Here is a 17872-nt window from a genome sequence, read left to right as displayed (position 1 = left end):
CATCTACCCAAGCAGCTAATCATTCTGCACCTAACAAAAAAAAGCAGCAATCCTCCTGTTACAGGAGAATCGCTGCTTTTCTAGCTTTATAAGGTTGTCTTTTTCGTCGATGAATCACTCAGAAACTATCGTTTCTTTTTAAACCGTTACAGCCTCTTTGCTTGGTACTGTTGTCGGCAGCGCTTGAAGACCTACTGTATTCAGGAAGTTCCAAGGTTTGTTGTAATGCGGTTGGAAGAAGAAATCGATAAAGGCTAGTTGGTCGATTGTCATTTGATTTTGAATACATACAGACACTGTGTTGATCGATTGCGTCAGATCCATCTTGGACATAATCTGAGCCCCGAGAATACGGCGTGTGGCGCGATCAAACACTACTTTTAACTGAACCTGCTCAAAGGTGGGCATAAATTCTGGACGGTAGTTATCAATAATCATGGCGGTTTCTACGTCCATTCCTTCAGCCTTAGCTCCTTCTTCAGTAAGCCCTGTTGCAGCGATATTGTCTTCATAAATCTTAATGCCCGAAGTCCCTTGTGTACCCATATAAGGAATGGTCTCTGTTACCAAGTTGCGTGCAACTAAGGTTCCCATCCGCACGGCATTGGTTGCCAGTGGGATATAGGCGTGTTTGCCTGTAGGGTTGTAATGAATCGCACAGCTGTCGCCAGCGGCATATACATCCGGGCAGCTAGTCTGCATATAGTTATTGACTACAATGGCACCATTAGGCAGCATATCGACTTGACCTTTTAAGAGTTCAGTATTAGGACGGAAACCAATGCAGAGAATGACCAGATCTGTCTCATGCTCACCTTTGCTTGTAATAACCTTTGTTACCTTACCGTCTTTGCCTGCAAAAGAGCTGACCTTCTCATTCAGTGCCAATTTAATCCCATGATCCTGAAAAGATTGTTCGATCGGTGCAGTAAATTCTTGGTCCAGATATTTACTCAGAATGCGATCTTCACCATCAATTAGCGTAACTTGCTTGCCATTCATTTGAAAAGCTTCCACCAGTTCAACGCCGATATATCCAGCGCCGACGACGGTGATTTTATTCGCTTGTTTAGCTTTTTCTATAATAGTGTTGGAATGATCATAGTTCTTGGAAAGTAAAATCCCCTCGAGTTCAAATCCTTCAAGCTTCGGCACAATCGGCCATGAACCTGTAGTCATAATCAGCTTATCGTAGGTGTCAGCGAACTCGCGGCCTGTCTCCAGATTGCGTACACGCAATGTTTTGGACTTCGTATCCACTGCAGTTACTTCATGACGCATATTGGTCTTTACGCCAAGCTCTGCAAGCTTTTCTGGTGAAGAATAGAATAGCCCCTCTGGGTCTTTAACCACTCCACCTACATACAAGGCAATTCCACAGGATAAGAAGGAAATATTATCATTTCGCTCATATACAGTAATCTCGGCATCCGGGTAAAGCTGAGCAGTATTCACAATTGCGGCGGTTCCGGCATGGGTACATCCAATGACAGCTACTTTCATTATTTCTTCCTCCTTCAAATGGACAATCGGGTTATATATTTGACTTGCATGACCGATCAATGATGGAATCTGATCAACAATGGGCTAGTTGTGATTTATTTCACTTTATAAACTGATTATATTGTGATATTTATCACATTACAAGTCTTTTTTACCTATATCCTCATATTGTTCACAATTTTAAGTTTTTTTCCGCCACTGCTGCCGAATGCGACTCCGTTAGCTTTGCCACGTGGGAGGTACATTATGATCCGCATTTGCAGGAATCCAAAGGAAGCATAAAAAAAGGCTTCCCCTCTAATACCAACAAGGAGAAGCCTTTTATTAAAACACTTTTACACCAGACCGTGAATCTCTCCGTCCTCATCCATCCATAGTCCCTCAGCAGCTGGCTTAGCTGGCAGACCTGGCATCGTAACGATATTGCCTGTAATAACTACCGCAAAACCTGCACCAAGCGAAAGGGTAATATCTCGGACACCAATCGTAAAGCCTTCCGGTGCTCCGAGTAGTCTAGGCTGGTCGGAGAAGGAATAAGGCGTTTTCGCCAAACATACTTGAAGATCATTTAGGCCAAGCCGCTCGATAACCGCCAGACTCCGCTTAGCCGCCGGAGAAAAGTTCACTTCTGCCCCGCGGTAGATCTCACGGACAATTTTGTTGATTTTGGATGAAATGTCGAGATCCTTCTCATACAGAGGAGCAAACTGGCTCGGCCCACTATTGTCCAAGAGCTTGTTCAGCTTAGAAGCCAGCTCCTGTCCACCTGCACTACCTTCCGCCCATACTTTTGAGATCGCAGCCGGCACGTTTAAATTGCGGCAGGCCTCCAATACATCATTAATCTCGCCCTCACTGTCCCCTTCAAAATGATTTATGGCAACTAAAACAGGGACTCCAAATTTACCGAGATTCTCTACATGACGTTCTAAGTTCACCAATCCCGCGCGCAGCGCCGTCCGATTCTCGGTTAGAAGCTCGCCTTTAGGCACACCACCGTTATATTTTAAGGACTTAACAGTTACGACAAGAACAGCAGCAGAAGGGGTTAACCCGGCCTGTTGGCATTTGATATCCATGAATTTCTCTGCACCAAGATCCGCTCCGAAGCCTGCTTCGGTGACTACAACATCTCCCAGCTTAAGGGCATAACGAGTGCCAATAACACTGCTGCAGCCATGAGCGATATTCGCAAACGGCCCCCCGTGCACAATAACAGGCGTACCTTCCAGAGTCTGTACCAAGTTTGGCTTAACTGCTTCCTTAAGCAGCGCTGTCATCGCTTCAACGGCCCCGATTTGCTCGGCTGTTACCGGTTGTCCCTCTTGGTCATAACCAATCAGAATACGGTTTAAACGCTTCTTGAGATCCATGAGGTTATCGCATAGGCATAACACAGCCATAATCTCAGAAGCCGTTGTAATCTGAAAGCCACTTTCCCGTACGGCTCCATTTCCGTCTCCCAGCCCTGTCACAATACTGCGCAGGCTGCGGTCATTCATATCCATGACACGTTTCCAAACGATACGCTGCGGATCCAGTCCCAGCTCATTGCCTTGGAAGATATGATTGTCAATCATTGCGGACAATAAATTATGCGCAGAAGTTACCGCATGAATGTCACCGGTAAAGTGCAAATTAATCTCATCAGCCGGAACAATCTGCGACTTTCCGCCGCCTGTTGCGCCGCCCTTCATCCCTAAACAAGGCCCAAGCGAGGGCTCACGTAAAGCAGCCACGGTCTTCACTCCTGCTGCATTCATTGCCTGCGCCAACCCGATGGTTGTTAAGGTCTTACCCTCGCCAGCAGGGGTCGGATTCACCGCAGTGACCAGAACCAGCTTGCCATCTGGCTTGTTTTTCATATCCTCCCATAAGGAAGGTGAGAGTTTGCTTTTATATTTTCCGTATAGTTCCAGATGCTGCTCGTCGATTCCTGCTTGTGCTGCTACCTCTGTAATTAACTTCATGCTTGTATAAAACCCTCCTGCCGTTATTATCCTGCTGTACTCCGCTTTTTTATGCATGTTCGCTCAGTTGCTATATTCTCTTCAAAGGATACATCGTCTTTTTAAAGCGTCAAGTATAATTTATCACAATAAAAATTCAAGGCAATCTCCATTAATCCTTTAAAAAAAGAAAATCCCCGCGAGCATCGGTCGAAACCGAGTCGAAGGGATACTTGGAAGATCACTCTGCAACTGACCCCATAATGGATCTACAGTAGTGCCTCAATATGTTGTTTCATCGTTTCCGGCGATTCTTTGGGCTCCACACGAGCTACTACATTGCCGCTGCGATCAATAAGAAATTTGGTGAAATTCCAGCTAATGTCGCTGCTGTCTCCAGCACCAGGCTGCTGCTCCTTCAAATAATTGAAAAGCGGGCTGGCATCCGGTCCATTAACATCAACTTTGGCGAATACCGGAAAGGTAACTCCATAATTAATCTGACAGAATTCCTCAGCCTCTTCACTCGTACCTGGCTCCTGGCCCGCAAACTGGTTGCAGGGGAATCCTAATACTACAAGTCCTTGATCGCTATACTGTTCGTATAGTTTCTGAAGATCTCCATACTGTGGCGTAAGCCCGCACTTACTAGCCGTATTAGCAATCAGCAGCACCTTACCTTCATACTCCGCAAACGGCACTTCTTTACCCGAAGGTGTAACGCCGGCAAAATTGTAGATCGACATCTTTATTCCCCTTCCTTCCTTGTACTTAGACTACACTACGTATCTTACCCGAACTGTAAGGGAATGCAACTTCTGAACTTTTTTTATTGCCATAGAAAAAGCAGCCCTACAAATTTCATAGGACTGCCCTCTGCGTCTATGTTATTTCGATACCGGAATTGCGTCATAATATTCTTCCAACGTAATATCCTTCTCATTGATATAGGCAGCAATGTCCTTACCTACATAACGGATATGCCAAGGCTCGTACTTATATCCGGTAATGTCTTGCTTACCTTCAGGATATCTGATGATAAAACCATATTCCCCTACATGCTTGGCCAACCACTCGGCTTCCTTCGTCCCACCAAAACAGCTCTCGGCGGCACACTTGCCATCACTTCCCGAGACATCAATAGCCAGCCCGGTCTGATGCTCGCTATAGCCAGGGACTGCACTGTAAGTACGGGCTTTTTCTTCCCCATCTCTCTCCACATAACGGTTATACAAAGTCGTCTGGGTTGCCTGTGAGCGGTATGCAGAAACGCCTGCTAAATAAATCCCGTCTTCCTCTGCACCTGCGAACATCTTCTCCAAGGCTTTAGCGGCTTCGCTGCGCATCATACGCTTTTCGATTTTCTCTTTGAATGTAAACCGGACATCAGGATAGACAAGATCCGTTGGCTTATAATTATCAGGCAAACCGTACTGCTTATTTACCATCACTGTAATACTATCAGGCTCTGCAGATATAGGATCTGGAACACTACCTGCATTATCACCGCCTGATTCAGGCGGACTAGAGGGTTCTGATGGATCTGGTGTATCCGATGGATCAGCTACTGCCGGGTCTGTAATCCCCCCTCCATCACTTTCCCCCGTATCCCCAGGCTCACCTTGAAGATTATCCCCCACATTTATATTTGAACCGTTACTCTCCGAAGCAGAAGGAGACGTGTACTTTCCTATTCCCCAACCGACAGCAATAACGACAATTAACAAGATTATAATTTTAAATTTTTTTGACATCTGTAAGTTCTTCCTCCTCGAAGCCGAACATTCTATTTATCTATTAGACAGGCTTTCTTTCATAAATGTTTCACTAAGAACCTAATTTAAAAATAAAAATCAATATGTTCCACGCTATAAAATAAAGGTTACCATAGGTCATTAGCTTCAGCGCTAACTGCCCTATGGTAACAAGTTTCATCTATAAAACTCTACTAACTTTATCTGGAAGTGCCGCGACCGCCGCTTTTAAATCCACCGGATCCATTGCTACGGCCACCGCGTGAAGATCCGCCGCCGCTGTTGCGGCCGCCTTTGCCAGCAGCGCCACCCTTGGCACCGGCGTATCCACCTTTGCTGCCTTTACCACCTTTGCCGCCTCTAGACGGGCCTGCACCGTAGCCGCTGCCTAAGCCGCCACGTGGAGTGCCTCCAGTGTAAGCACCGCCGTCCGCACCTCTAGCTACGTTCTCACTGTAGCCAGTGCTTGGTCCGCCCTTCCGGTTCGCACCGCGCGAACCGGCGCTAGGCGTTGCCGCGTTGCCGCTGGCAGACGCTTCGCCTCGGGAGGCGGAGGCGAAGGCGCCATAGCCGCCGCCTACTCGCACTACGCCGGCAGCCTTGCCGCCGCCCTTAGGAGCAGCAGCGTCATAGCCGCTGCCGCCACGCTTGCCCGCCGCCGCATCGGAACGACCGCGGCGACCTTCTGCAGGCGCGCCCCAGCCGCCTGCTTCTTTACCGCGGCCACGGCCACCTTGCCGCGCTCCGCCTTCGCCGCGCGGAGCTCCGCCGCGGCCAGAGCCGCCGGTCTTCGGCCCGCGGCCCGTGCGCGCTGCTTCAGCGCCGCCGCTTTGGCGACCGCCGTGGCGTCCGCCGCCTTGCACAGGGATGAATTCGCCAACGCCGAATTCATCCTTCTCGTAACGGCGGCGATCCAACCGCTGCGAGATGCCATGCTCGATCAAATCCAGACCCTCTTGATCACGTGGAGATACGAAAGTAATTGCAAGCCCTTTGCCTCCAGCACGGCCAGTCCGGCCGATCCGGTGAATATAGCTATCCACATCAAGCGGCATATCATAGTTAAAGATGTGAGTAATACCTTCAACATCCAGACCCCGAGCTGCTACGTCTGTCGCTACAAGCAGCTGCAGCTTCGCATCACGGAATCTTTTCATCACGCCTTCACGTTTACCTTGGGACAAATCACCGTGCAGCTCGTCACATTCATAACCGGCTGCTTGCAGCGCTTCGTTCAAATTGGATACCCGTCGTTTCGTCCGGCAGAAAATAATAGCCAAGTAAGGACGATCCCGTTCAATGAGGGATTTGAGCGCTTCTTCTTTATTACGGTCCGAGCATTCCACAACTTGCTGTTTGATATTATCCAGCGGAATCGGCGAACCACTCTTAATGATGATATCCAGTGGCTCTTTCATGTAATTAGCAGCGAGACGTTTAATCGGATCAGGCATTGTCGCGGAGAACAACATAGTCTGACGGCGATAAGGGACAGCCGTAATAATTGTCTCAACATCCTCCAAGAAGCCCATGTGCAGCATTTGATCGGCTTCGTCCAGAACGAGCATTTTTACGCCGCTAAGATCCAGCGTCTCCCGTCGCATATGATCCAAAAGTCTGCCCGGTGTACCGATGATAAGATGTCTGCCGCCTTCCAGCTTACGCAGTTGCTTCTCTACATCCTGACCACCGTAAACCGCCAATATTTTGATATCCGTGTGACGCGCCAGCTTGCGTGCCTCTTCTGTAATCTGCAAAGCCAGCTCACGTGTTGGAGCCATAATCAGCGCCTGAGGGTAAGCCCGCTCCGTATGGATCTTGTCCATAATTGGCAGCAAAAAGGCCAAAGTCTTCCCTGTACCTGTCTTCGCTCTAGCTATTACGTCCAAGCCCTGCACCAATGGCGGAATTGCTTCCTGTTGCACTGGCGTAGGCTTAACAATGCCTTGACTTTGAAGCAATGTACACAGTAATTCTGAAACTCCTAAATCTTTAAATCCCGGCAAATTCTCCACCTCACTATTTTCTCGGTTTAATTTGATTACATCTCTTTCTTAACTTCCGTCTTCAAAAGCCCTGTATGAGGCAGCCTGCATAGGCTGTCCTGTTCTGGGGCATATGCTTCAGATTCAGCTATATTCAAACAAAAGCGGAAGAACACCGTCACCGGCATCCTTCCGTCCCATGTATCCCTTGACCCGTTAAAAGAGTGCGGTCAAAGTTCGGTTTCTGGGCAGCAGCGATCCACCGGACGTTAAGACGGCACTCCATTTGCGTTCCATTCCACTTTATACAATAGAAGTAAAGTTAAGCTTAGAAAGTTATCTTTTATATTGTACTTGATAGAAAGGCATTTGTGTGAAACTGCTGAAGAATAATTATTCAAATCCCTTAAGCTAGAACCTTCCCGATTTAAAAATCGCATAGATCAGCCACAAGAACATCAGAAGTGCCACTACGCTGCCAACCTCCACTGTAGGGAAATTCCATAACACTGAAGGCTGTCCACGCATCGCAGTACCAATAATGAGTCCTGTCATGATGATGCTAAACGCGAGCATCACAATACTGAATGCTAAACGGTTACCTACCCGGTCCAGCTTACGCTCCAGATTCTGCATCTCAGGTGCCACAATCTCCACCTTTATCTTTCCCTTACTGATCAGCGCGGATAACTGCTTAGCCTGCCCAGGAAGCTCCAGCAGACTCTCTGTTAAGTCGGCTACGCCTCCCAGGAACTTACGCTGCAATCGACTGCCGCTAAAGCGCTGCTTCACAAGTTCCCGCCCAAAGGGTTCCGCCATCTCCAAAATACTGATGGTTGGATCTAAGTTGCTGATGACTCCCTCCAGCGTGAGCATTGTCTTCCCTAACATCGTCAAATCCGGCGGCAGCACTAGACGGTGTTTTCGCGCTATGCCGAACAGATCATTCAGGGCTTTGCCTATACTCATTTTGCTAAATGGAACATCATAATATTCATCCCGCAGCCGATCCATATCATCATGCAGCGCACTTCGATCAGCATCCTCAGGAATGACTCCAAGACGCAAAATTGCCCGGACCATTGCATCCGTATTTTTGCGCATTAGGGCGATAATAAGTGCAGACAGCTGCTCCTTCATCTCCTCATTCAGCCGACCCATCATGCCAAAATCAATCAAAGCCAGCTTTCCATCACCCATCCGTATAACATTGCCCGGATGAGGATCAGCATGGAAAAAACCATGAATGAAGATTTGTCTAAGCATCATTTCCACAAGTTGCTGTGCAATGGTTTTAAGCTTAACGCCTTTACTCAGCAACTCATCGCGACGACTCAGCGTTGTCCCTACCACATATTCCATCGTCAGTACTCGTGCTGACGTATAGTCCCAATAGATATCCGGGATGTACACTCCCTCATAATCCATCTGCTGATCGATTTTCTCTGCATTACGCCCCTCTTGGCTATAGTCCAGCTCGCCAAGCAGCGATTTCGAGAACTCCTCTACCATACGGCACAGCTGATATTGCCTCGCCCAGCTGAGCCGCTTTTCAGCAAGCGTGCTTAAATCTTTGAGAATTTCCAAATCCCTGCTCATCGTTCGCAGAATACCCGGACGTTGAACTTTAACAGCTACGACTTGTCCACTGTGAAGCACAGCCCTATGCACCTGACCAATGGATGCCGCAGCAAGTGGCGTATCCTCAAAAGAGTTAAAGATTTCATCCATATGCTGATCAAGTTCCTGCTCAATGATCGCGCGCACGCGGTCGACAGGAAAAGGAGGCACATTATCCTGTAGTTTTACCAATTCCTGAATAATAGAATCAGGCAGCAGATCTGAACGGGTACTGGCGAGTTGTCCCAGCTTAATAAAGGTCGGGCCCAAATCCTCCAGCACCAGCCTAATCCGCTCCCCAAGCGTAAGGCTTGTGTGTGCTTCCTGCGTTACAAGACGACGTGGAAGGGATAGTAAGTGATAGAGCCCCAGCTCTTCCACCATATAGCCAAAACCATGGCGCATAAGCGCCATGGCGATTGCCCGGTAACGTCCGGCATGTCTAATGCGTACTGCCATTTAGTCCGAACGCGTTTCCGCCGATGTTCCCTCTAGATGGGAAATCCCCTCTAGCTCGGCCAACCGGCGCTCCAATACTGCAATTCGCCCTTCCAGCTCGGCAATATCGTTTTGTACAGGCACATTCATTTCCTTCAGCACGCGTTGTACTTGCTCTTGTACAGCAGACTTGAACATACCTCGTTCTTCCTCACCACGTTCAATTAACCGATCGACGAGAGCCCTAGATTCTGAAGGAGCAAGCTCCCCACGTTTCACTAGTTCTTCAACAACCTTCTCTACTTTTTCCTTACTGACAATGGTGAGGCCCACTCCTAAAGAGATCGCTTTTTTAAACAAATCACTCATGGCACTTTCCTCCCAAAGATTCCGTTTCATTACATAACGGAGTTTATGATTAAAGTATACCCCACTGTGTACGTATTTCAAAAAAAACACAACATTGCTTAGTTAGTGACCGGAATACGGGCAGCCCAAGTAGCCGCTTGTAGAATTAGTTTACGTAGTGCCGGATGACGGAAAGAGGGTTCATGATGACCAGGCATAAGGAATACTACTCGTCCTAAACCATAGCTATGGCACCATGCAGCTGGAATCCATTGCCCATCAGATTCATATTGAAGCAGAATAGTCCGTTCTGTGAACGGGTCAAATTCAAAATGATAGGGCTCCTCATCCAATTGGAAATCTTCCACACCTTCGGTGATGTCATGTTCCAGCACCTTGAAGTTCAGGGGTTCGTAAGCTGTGTGTCCGTTAAATCGACCCCCGATTAGCTGAGCAAGCTCGTTACGTTTCGTCAGCGAAGCTCCCGTATGAAGAACAATGAGCCCTCCTCCTCCGCTTACATAGCTGAGCAAACCAGCCGTTTGTTGAGGGGAGACTGTTTCGTTCCACAATTCATTGTAAGCAATACATAGGTCATAACTTGCTAAATGCTCAATGCGCATTAATTTTTTATTTTCTGAACATTGCACGGTTAATAAATCATTTAAGATCTCGCTAATTTGTTGGTCCACTCCTTGAAGTGGATGAAACCGGGGATGGGTGTAATCACCAAGTAATAGACATTTTCTCTTGTCCATGGGATCCTCCTCCTTATTCGTTGTTATTATTCGTCACATGTTGCCTATATTCTAAGGAAAACTGCCGCGAATGTCTATGCAGATGGCAGGTATATTGCTCTTTGGGCTTATTTCTCCGGGTAAAAAAGCATCCCCGGCCATGATAACAGGCGGGAATGCTTCTGTGTGATAACGTCATTCGTGTAAAGCTGACGCAACTTGTGACTTAGCGATTCGCCGCCACATATTTGCCTAGCTCTACAATCATGCTTCCCATCCGTTCATGCTCAGGCATAATGATACGCTGTACGCCCTCTTCTTTAAGCGCCTCAGAGGTAATCCGCCCTACAGAAACAGCAAGCACTTTATCCTCAAAAGACTTCAGCATTTCTTCCAGCTTTCCCTGTTCCCGGGCAAATTGACAGAGGAAACGGAACTGTGGTGCACTCGTAAAAGCCACGGCATCAATTTTGCCTGATATGATTTCTAGAAGCAATCTTTCCAGTTCGCCCGGCTCAGGTGGGGTATGGCGATACGGCAGCACTTGGCGGGTAGTAGCCCCAGCCTCCTGCAGCCATGCAAGCATATGAGGAGCTGGATCGCCGTGCAGCTGAAGAACGACTTCTTTCCCCTGCAAATTCAGGGATTGAAGCCCACGAATCAATCCGATTGTACTTCCGTCGTCGTCACGAACCTCCGGCGTAAGTCCTCTTTTTTTCAAAGCATTCACTGTCTTATAACCCCGTGCGGCAATAATAGAACCAGAAAGTACTTCTAAGAAACGTTCTTCGATCCCCATTCGCTCAGCCATATCGAAGAGAGCATCAAGTCCCATCCCTGTAGTCAGGATCGCCAAGTAAGGAGGCTGATTGATCCATGCATTCAAACCTTCCTGCAATGCCTCATCATCAAGAAATACAGTCCCTTGAGCAGGCCGGCATACTGCCGTTCCCCCCATATTCTGAACCAGCTTGGCCATTTCTTCCGATTTGCGTGGACCCGCCAAGGCGACAGTGAACCCTTTTAATTGCTCTGCCATTTCCTATTATCTCTCCTCTCTCCATTGCCTAACCCAACATTATTGTTTATCAGTATACTTGCAAAGGAGTTCAAAAGGGAAGATAAAAAGCACGGTTCTCCTATCAGAAATCATTCTTATTGCCAGAAGCGTGGATCTTAAAGCGGCTCGCCAGCTTTTGCAGTTCTTCTGCAAGACGGCTAAGGTCGGTAGATGAAGATGCCATCTCCTCTACAGAAGCAAGCTGCTCTTGTGCGGCAGTTGCGATAGTTTCCGTATTCACAGCCGCCTCTTCCGATATGCCGCGAATTTCCCCAATAGCCTTCTCCATATCATTAGACTCCACCAATAAGGTCTGCACAACCCCGCCCATGGCTTCAATCTTCTCCGCAGCACTCTTTACTGCTCTTCGGATACGGGAGAAAGAACGACCGGAAGTATCCACAGCCTCAATGCCTTCGGATACGCGCTGTCTGGTGTCTTCCATCGTATGAGTTACCAGCAGCATTTCACTATTAATAGCGGTAATCTGTTCGGCAATCAAATGTGCGGATCTCTCTGATTCCTCTGCCAGCTTACGCACCTCGGCAGCAACCACCGCAAATCCACGCCCTTGTTCCCCGGCTCTGGCTGCCTCAATGGAAGCATTGAGGGCCAGCAGGTTGGTCTGGCGGGCAATCCCGGTGATGACGCCAACAATGCCCTCAATTTGACTGGTTCTTTCATTCAGCTTGTCAATTACACTGCCCAGCTCTCCGACCGTTTCATGGATACCATTGATTTTGTCCACCACGCTGATAACCGAATCATTACCTTCTGATGCTGAGAGTGAGGTCTTGTCCATCATTGTGGATACTTGCTCCATATATGTGGAAATCTGCTCGACCTCGCTAGCTGTAGCGGCAGTGCTCTCCATTCCTTTTCGTACACTAACCACCTGTCGCTCCGTCCCTGCCGCTACGTCCTGAATCGCTATGGTTACCTGCTCAATCGTTTGGGCAGTCTGATCCGCACTAGCCGTCAGTTCTTCCGCTGAGGAGGATACATTGCTTGTCATCTCCTGCACGCCAATGATCATCTCGCGCAAGCTGATCACCATTAATTGAAAATTCTCTGCCAGCAGCCCTATTTCATCTTTGCGGAAAACACCCATGTCTTCCGACAGATCACCATTGGCTATCACCGCAGTTGCTTTCCGCAGCCGGAAAAGCGGTCTCAAAATCGATTGAATATTAAAATAGATTACAACCAGCGCAAGCAGAACGGAAACTACAATTACAAGCAGAGCTGTATCGCGGATTCCACTAGTTGCTGAGTTAACCTCATCAATGCTGATCGTACCTCCGATTCTCCAACCCGTCAGTTCATTGACCATAAAGGTCATCTTTTTGGATGTATCCTTGAAGACATAATCGAAGACTCCTTGTTCTTTCTCGAACATTTTTTTTACAAAATCATCTGACGATTCCTGCCCGATAGCCTCTGTAGGATGAACTAGAAACTTCTTGCTGTTATCAACGATGAGGATATAACCTTCCTTGCCTACCTTAATTGAGGTCAGCTCCCCTAAAGTAGACAGGTTGAGATTCATTGTGATCACCCCATCACCGCCCTTAAGAACCGTTGATATCGCAATCGCGGTTTCTTTATTTACGGTTTGAAAAGCTGGAGAAATCACAGCCCCTTTTCCTTGCTTCAGAGAATTAATATAGGCGCTTTCCTGCCTTGGATCATAACCCTCTGGCAGCTTAGCATCTAAAGCATGAATAGCCTTGCCATTGCTTGTACCCACATAAATGTCCAGTACCTCCGGATGCAGCGCCACATATTCCTTCAGTCTGGCTTTTACAGCAGAGGAAGTCCCCCCAGATCCCTCACTGTTGATCCCCTCAGATGAAAACTCCGCGGCAAAATAAGAAATCGCATCTATTTTGGATTGAATATTAGAGTTAATGATTTCATTTACGGCTAACACACTTTCGGTAGCATTGTTCACCAGTTGATCTTCCACTTCCTGGCTGGCAGCTTGATAGGTTCGCCAGCCTATTATAATACTGGGCAGCAGCAGTATTATTAGGTATGTAAGAATTAACTTGGCACGGATAGTCATACCCGCATTTTTTTTCATAGACATCATCATCTCTCTCTCATCTGAGTCTTAGGCAAGGACACCTTTACCAGACTTAATATATAATTTTATATCTGTTTTAGGAACCGATTTTCCTCCTATCTTTCTTCGTTTTTCTCATTTTTTTTGAGAATTGTCATATAAATGCAACAAAAAAGGCCGCCTCAATGAAAGCGGTCTCTTCCGATTTACTTATTATTGCCGCAGCACAGGCTCCGGCACCTCTATCCTAATTATTCTTTTTGTTCTTACAGTTCGGGCAGACGCCCCCGAATACTACATGGGCATGACCAATGGTATAACCGGTATCCTTGGCCACTGTATTCATCCATTCACGCGGAACTTGATTCATAACCTCATCTACTGCTCCACAAACTTCACAAATGATATGCTGGTGATCATCCATACGTGCATCATATCTGCTGGCAGCTTCACCAAGCTTAAGCTCACGAATCATTTGTTTATCTGAAAGATAACGCAGAGAGTTATATACCGTACCGTATGCTAAGCTATGTCCCTGCTCTACTAGCCGATTCATTACTTCCGCAGCAGTAGGATGGTCATGTGAATTAAGGACGATATCGTAAACGGCTTGACGTTGGGAGGTCAAATTTAGACTTTTCATTACTATCATCCTCTAACTTATTTTTAGATCAAGTATAAATCTTGTGAATGGGAACGTCAATCCCATTTTTATCCACGTGTTACTTTACAAGCTACCTAATCATTCCGGAATATTTAATGTCTACATCAGCCTTCACTTGGAAATCAAGTTTAGAATAGAGTTCCTTCCACACTTTCATTTCCGTATCGTTATTAAAGTGTCTTGCTCCATAATGCAGCCCCCAACCAAAGGGATCAAGACCACTTGCTTGAATTTTGGTCAGCAATGCTAAGATATCCACTTCCAGTTCTTTTCCCCCAGCAACTGCAATTTTCTCCAGCATGCTATGAGTCACCAGATCTGGGCTACTACTCTCTTCGAGAATACCTTTTATCTTAATATGATAACGAATAGTAGCTTTTCCTTGCTCTGGTGTCACGATTTTATAGTGCGAGGATGACCTCTCTGTGTAATATTGAAACATAATTCCCTCGGAATGGGCGGGTAAGTTAGTCCGCAGATTCGGGCGTGACAGCAGATTATATAGCCGGGTCTCATTTGGCGTAAGAACCATTTTGATTTTCTCATTATTCAGCAGAGCAATTTTATCAATTAAAAACTCCTTTTCCCCTTTAGCCTCGATAATCGGCAGGATCGGATCAATCCCCTCCTCAAAAACATTTCTCATCAGCTGATAGGAATACACACTGGAAATAAATGGAGACTCCGTGCCTTGTCCACTCATAGCCAGGATAAGAGAATTCGATGGGATCCGCTCTGATTCGGGTCTTACCTTCAGCACTTGAAGTGCTTCCGGACGCCCTATTGCAAAATTAATAATAAGCTGTATATCTCTACGTCGCACGGCCCAATCCATAACATGGAGAATATCTTTACGGGCAACCTCCTCCCCCAAAATAATTGATTTACAATGGGAGTAATCAAGCTCCTTTTCCACTCTGGATTTCATTCTACGAAGCGCTTCCGAAATGCTCGAAGACTCCTCTGTCAAGATCTGCATCTTCTCATCAATCTTGGTGACATCCCCCTGAGGGATAGCAAGCTTCAAGCTAATCTTAAAATTTCCTTCTTCTGCACCTTCATCAACGCCGATCGCTAGCACAAAAATCCGCAAATCAATTTCCTTGAAGTCACAACCAGGGAGAAGCAGGAGTAAGGTAATCCCAATTCCAGCAAGCACTCTTCTCATAGCTTCCCCCTCCTAACTTTGCGATAACAATAAAACAGCAGAGCGATGATAAACATCTCACCAAACCAGCGAATTTGCAGAAACCAGGCACCAAACATGTTAAGCTGATATTGATCCAGCCCCATCAAGGACAGAACCATCGCGCTAAACAAGCCTAGGATAATCCACTCTTTCCAGCGCTCTGCTTTTGGGGACTGTTTTTTAACAGATGAAATGGCCCCTTTAAAGAGCTCTAGACCTCCATGCCAATGAACGATTACACTTACCAGAGATAAACTCAAATAGGCAAAATAAAAAATAAACAGCATCCGTTCAATAATAAAGGATTCTATCCGAATACTGTCGGCCGTCGAGAACCATGTATACACATGTTTATCAATAGCAACGGTTCCGAAATAGCCGATGGGAACTAAAAAAGTCAAGAGCAATACGAAAAGACCCTCCACCCCTAAAATCCAGACATGTTTCAGCTTCAGCCCATGAAATACCCGATTAAATATGGCCAGGTTTAAGTAACCACTGAACGAAAAGGTAGCCGCCGCAAGGCTCATTAGGTCCGGCTTATGCCAGAGATATGTAGTAATCTGCAGAACAGAATCCCAATTGAAGTCCGGATTGAGCAACGCTTTTACGAGGCCATAAATAATTAACGGTAAAGTTACGCTGAGAATGATTTCAAGCCCATACAAGAGTGATAGAGAATCAAAGCGACAGCAGATGCAGACCAAGACTAAAAAACTGATCACAACCGTATAAGGATTCGAATCCGGGCTGATAAACCGCAGCGTGATATCTACAAAAGAAAGCAATGTAACTCCCCCAGCTACACACCATAAGCCGGCAAAAAGGACCAGTAAGGTTCTGGCTAACTTCTTAGGAAGCAAAGAGTGAAATATTTCCGGAAACCCCTTGCCGGGGAATTTAGCAATCAGAACAGTAAATGTATAGACAAATAAAGTGCCCAAGATCGTTCCGATTAGTATGGACATCAAAGCACCACCAAAACGTCTGTCTATTAGTTCCCTTGGAACAAAATTAATGATGTTAATCACGCTGTTCATCAGAAAAAGACAGTAGAAATAACGGCTTTTGGCCATCAATGCCCCCCGCCCTTCTTCTTGCCCAGGTTATCGAGAAAAAACAATCGGAAATAGGGTTGTCCAAAGCTGCGCTGCTTGCATAAATACATGGCAAAGCCCACTACACAGACCACTACACCAATCAACCCTAAAAAAGCTGCGGCAAAAAGGAAAATATATTTCAGCACGCGTATCGACAAGCTCATCATATTCAGCGGAATTAAAAAATTGGATATCGCAACCGCAGAGACCAATATAATCATGATATTCCCTACTAGCCCTGCTGCCGTCGCCGCTTGCCCCAAGATCAGACCTCCTACAGTTGTAGCCGTTGGACCAATCGCCTTGGGAAGCCGTAAACTCGCCTCAGTCAGAAACTCCATCATCATAAGCATTAAAAGTACTTCCACAAAAGATGGATAAGGTACTGTTGCACGACTACCCGAAATAAGCAGTGCAATCTGCACCCGAATAATTTCTGGATTATACGAGGTGAGGGTTACATAGAATGCAGGCAGCCAAAGCGTCATGCCTACACCGATAATCCGCAACAGCTTCAGAAAACGTCCCACGATAGGAAATTGTATTTTATCATCCATGGATGTGAAAAAATCATTAAAAATAGACGGCAGCACTATCGCATAACCCGTAGTATCCAGCATTATCGCTACTTTTCCTTCAGACAAATTAAACACAACCCTGTCCGGTCTTTCGGTGATAATGGACTTGGGGAGTATTCTTAATTTATCACTGCTTATAAACTTCTCAAGTTCGCCTGTAGCCTGCAAAATATCAACCTTTAACGTCCCCATTTTCTCACGTAATTCCTTTAAAACATTCTTATCCACCCGACTGTCATCGTATAGAATCGCTATTTTTGTTTTGGAGACATCGCCGATGACCATGGTCTCCATTTTGAGATTGGTGGATTGATACCGCCGACGAATCATGTTCATATTCACTGCAATATCCTCAGTTAGTGCATCTGAAGGCCCCTGAGAAATGCTTTCTGCAGATGTTTCATTAACCCCGCTGATCTCCGTATTCATAGCATCAAAGAAACAGAACGTATTCTTCAAACCCAGAAGAATATATCCGCTAAGCAAAAGCTCAATCGCCTTATCCTTTGTAGTCGCCTCTTCACTGCCCGGATACGTCAAAATGTAATTTTGATAAGCGTTGATATTCTCCATCTCATAGAACGGTGCAATTACATTTCGGCTGAGGATCTGCGAATCCGCAACGCTTTTGATATAAAGTAGGTCGACCTGCCCAAAAGAGGTAACGATCGTCTTATCGATTAAATCCGCGAACCCGTTCAGCTGATCTTTGATCCATTCCAGAGAAATATTGTCCTTATCCTGTTGAACTGACATGGAACATCATCCCTCCTCTTTATCCTTTACGTCCCGGTTCCCACCTTATTTTGGCACTGTTTCCCTGAATTCATGCACAGCACGATTGAATGGGAAGTTTCTTTTCACAGGACTGTGGTAATA

The 17872-nt window shown here is 46.5% G+C and carries 14 protein-coding genes; all 14 read right to left on the bottom strand.

What is annotated here, in order from left to right:
- Window positions 1–138: 138 nt before the first annotated feature.
- Complete coding sequence (locus tag MKY63_RS12200) at window positions 139–1503, bottom strand: FAD-dependent oxidoreductase (protein WP_339813022.1); 1365 nt, start codon at window positions 1501–1503, stop codon at window positions 139–141.
- Between the two features lie 335 nt (window positions 1504–1838).
- Window positions 1839–3473: a formate--tetrahydrofolate ligase gene (locus MKY63_RS12195; RefSeq protein WP_339813019.1), complete on the bottom strand. Its 1635-nt coding sequence runs from the start codon at window positions 3471–3473 to the stop codon at window positions 1839–1841.
- Between the two features lie 248 nt (window positions 3474–3721).
- The gene (locus tag MKY63_RS12190; protein WP_339813016.1) at window positions 3722–4198 is read right to left on the bottom strand and encodes a glutathione peroxidase; all 477 of its coding nucleotides are present in this window, start codon (window positions 4196–4198) and stop codon (window positions 3722–3724) included.
- 141 nt (window positions 4199–4339) lie between these two features.
- Window positions 4340–5206, bottom strand: a complete 867-nt coding sequence (locus MKY63_RS12185) for a M15 family metallopeptidase (protein WP_076123968.1) — start codon at window positions 5204–5206, stop codon at window positions 4340–4342.
- 200 nt (window positions 5207–5406) lie between these two features.
- Entirely contained in the window at window positions 5407–7212 is a 1806-nt protein-coding gene (locus MKY63_RS12180; RefSeq protein WP_339813013.1) for a DEAD/DEAH box helicase, read from the bottom strand.
- Between the two features lie 390 nt (window positions 7213–7602).
- Window positions 7603–9270, bottom strand: a complete 1668-nt coding sequence (locus tag MKY63_RS12175) for an AarF/UbiB family protein (protein ID WP_339813011.1) — start codon at window positions 9268–9270, stop codon at window positions 7603–7605.
- Complete coding sequence (locus tag MKY63_RS12170) at window positions 9271–9618, bottom strand: phasin family protein (RefSeq protein ID WP_036681962.1); 348 nt, start codon at window positions 9616–9618, stop codon at window positions 9271–9273.
- A gap of 98 nt (window positions 9619–9716) precedes the next feature.
- The gene (locus MKY63_RS12165; protein ID WP_339813009.1) at window positions 9717–10355 is read right to left on the bottom strand and encodes a ThuA domain-containing protein; all 639 of its coding nucleotides are present in this window, start codon (window positions 10353–10355) and stop codon (window positions 9717–9719) included.
- Window positions 10356–10560: 205 nt separating this feature from the next.
- Complete coding sequence (locus tag MKY63_RS12160; RefSeq protein WP_339170288.1) at window positions 10561–11373, bottom strand: uroporphyrinogen-III synthase; 813 nt, start codon at window positions 11371–11373, stop codon at window positions 10561–10563.
- 103 nt (window positions 11374–11476) lie between these two features.
- A complete protein-coding gene (locus MKY63_RS12155) occupies window positions 11477–13480 on the bottom strand; it encodes a methyl-accepting chemotaxis protein (protein WP_339813006.1) in 2004 nt (667 codons plus the stop codon).
- A 229-nt stretch (window positions 13481–13709) separates the two neighbouring features.
- Entirely contained in the window at window positions 13710–14105 is a 396-nt protein-coding gene (locus MKY63_RS12150; protein ID WP_076123979.1) for a transcriptional repressor, read from the bottom strand.
- 91 nt (window positions 14106–14196) lie between these two features.
- Window positions 14197–15294 (bottom strand): Ger(x)C family spore germination protein, encoded by a 1098-nt coding sequence (locus MKY63_RS12145; RefSeq protein WP_339813003.1) that lies wholly within the window; start codon window positions 15292–15294, stop codon window positions 14197–14199.
- Entirely contained in the window at window positions 15291–16391 is a 1101-nt protein-coding gene (locus MKY63_RS12140) for a GerAB/ArcD/ProY family transporter (protein ID WP_076179205.1), read from the bottom strand. Before MKY63_RS12140 ends, MKY63_RS12145 begins: the two co-directional genes overlap by 4 nt.
- The gene (locus MKY63_RS12135; protein ID WP_339813001.1) at window positions 16391–17749 is read right to left on the bottom strand and encodes a spore germination protein; all 1359 of its coding nucleotides are present in this window, start codon (window positions 17747–17749) and stop codon (window positions 16391–16393) included. The genes MKY63_RS12140 and MKY63_RS12135 overlap by 1 nt, the downstream gene beginning before the upstream one ends.
- Window positions 17750–17872 lie beyond the last annotated feature (123 nt).

The sequence above is a fragment of the Paenibacillus sp. FSL R7-0189 genome, from assembly GCF_037969925.1.
Classification (GTDB): Bacteria; Bacillota; Bacilli; order Paenibacillales; family Paenibacillaceae; genus Paenibacillus_AQ; species Paenibacillus_AQ odorifer.
Note: the sequence above shows the minus strand (reverse complement) of the source record. Positions and strands in the feature narration are given on the sequence as shown.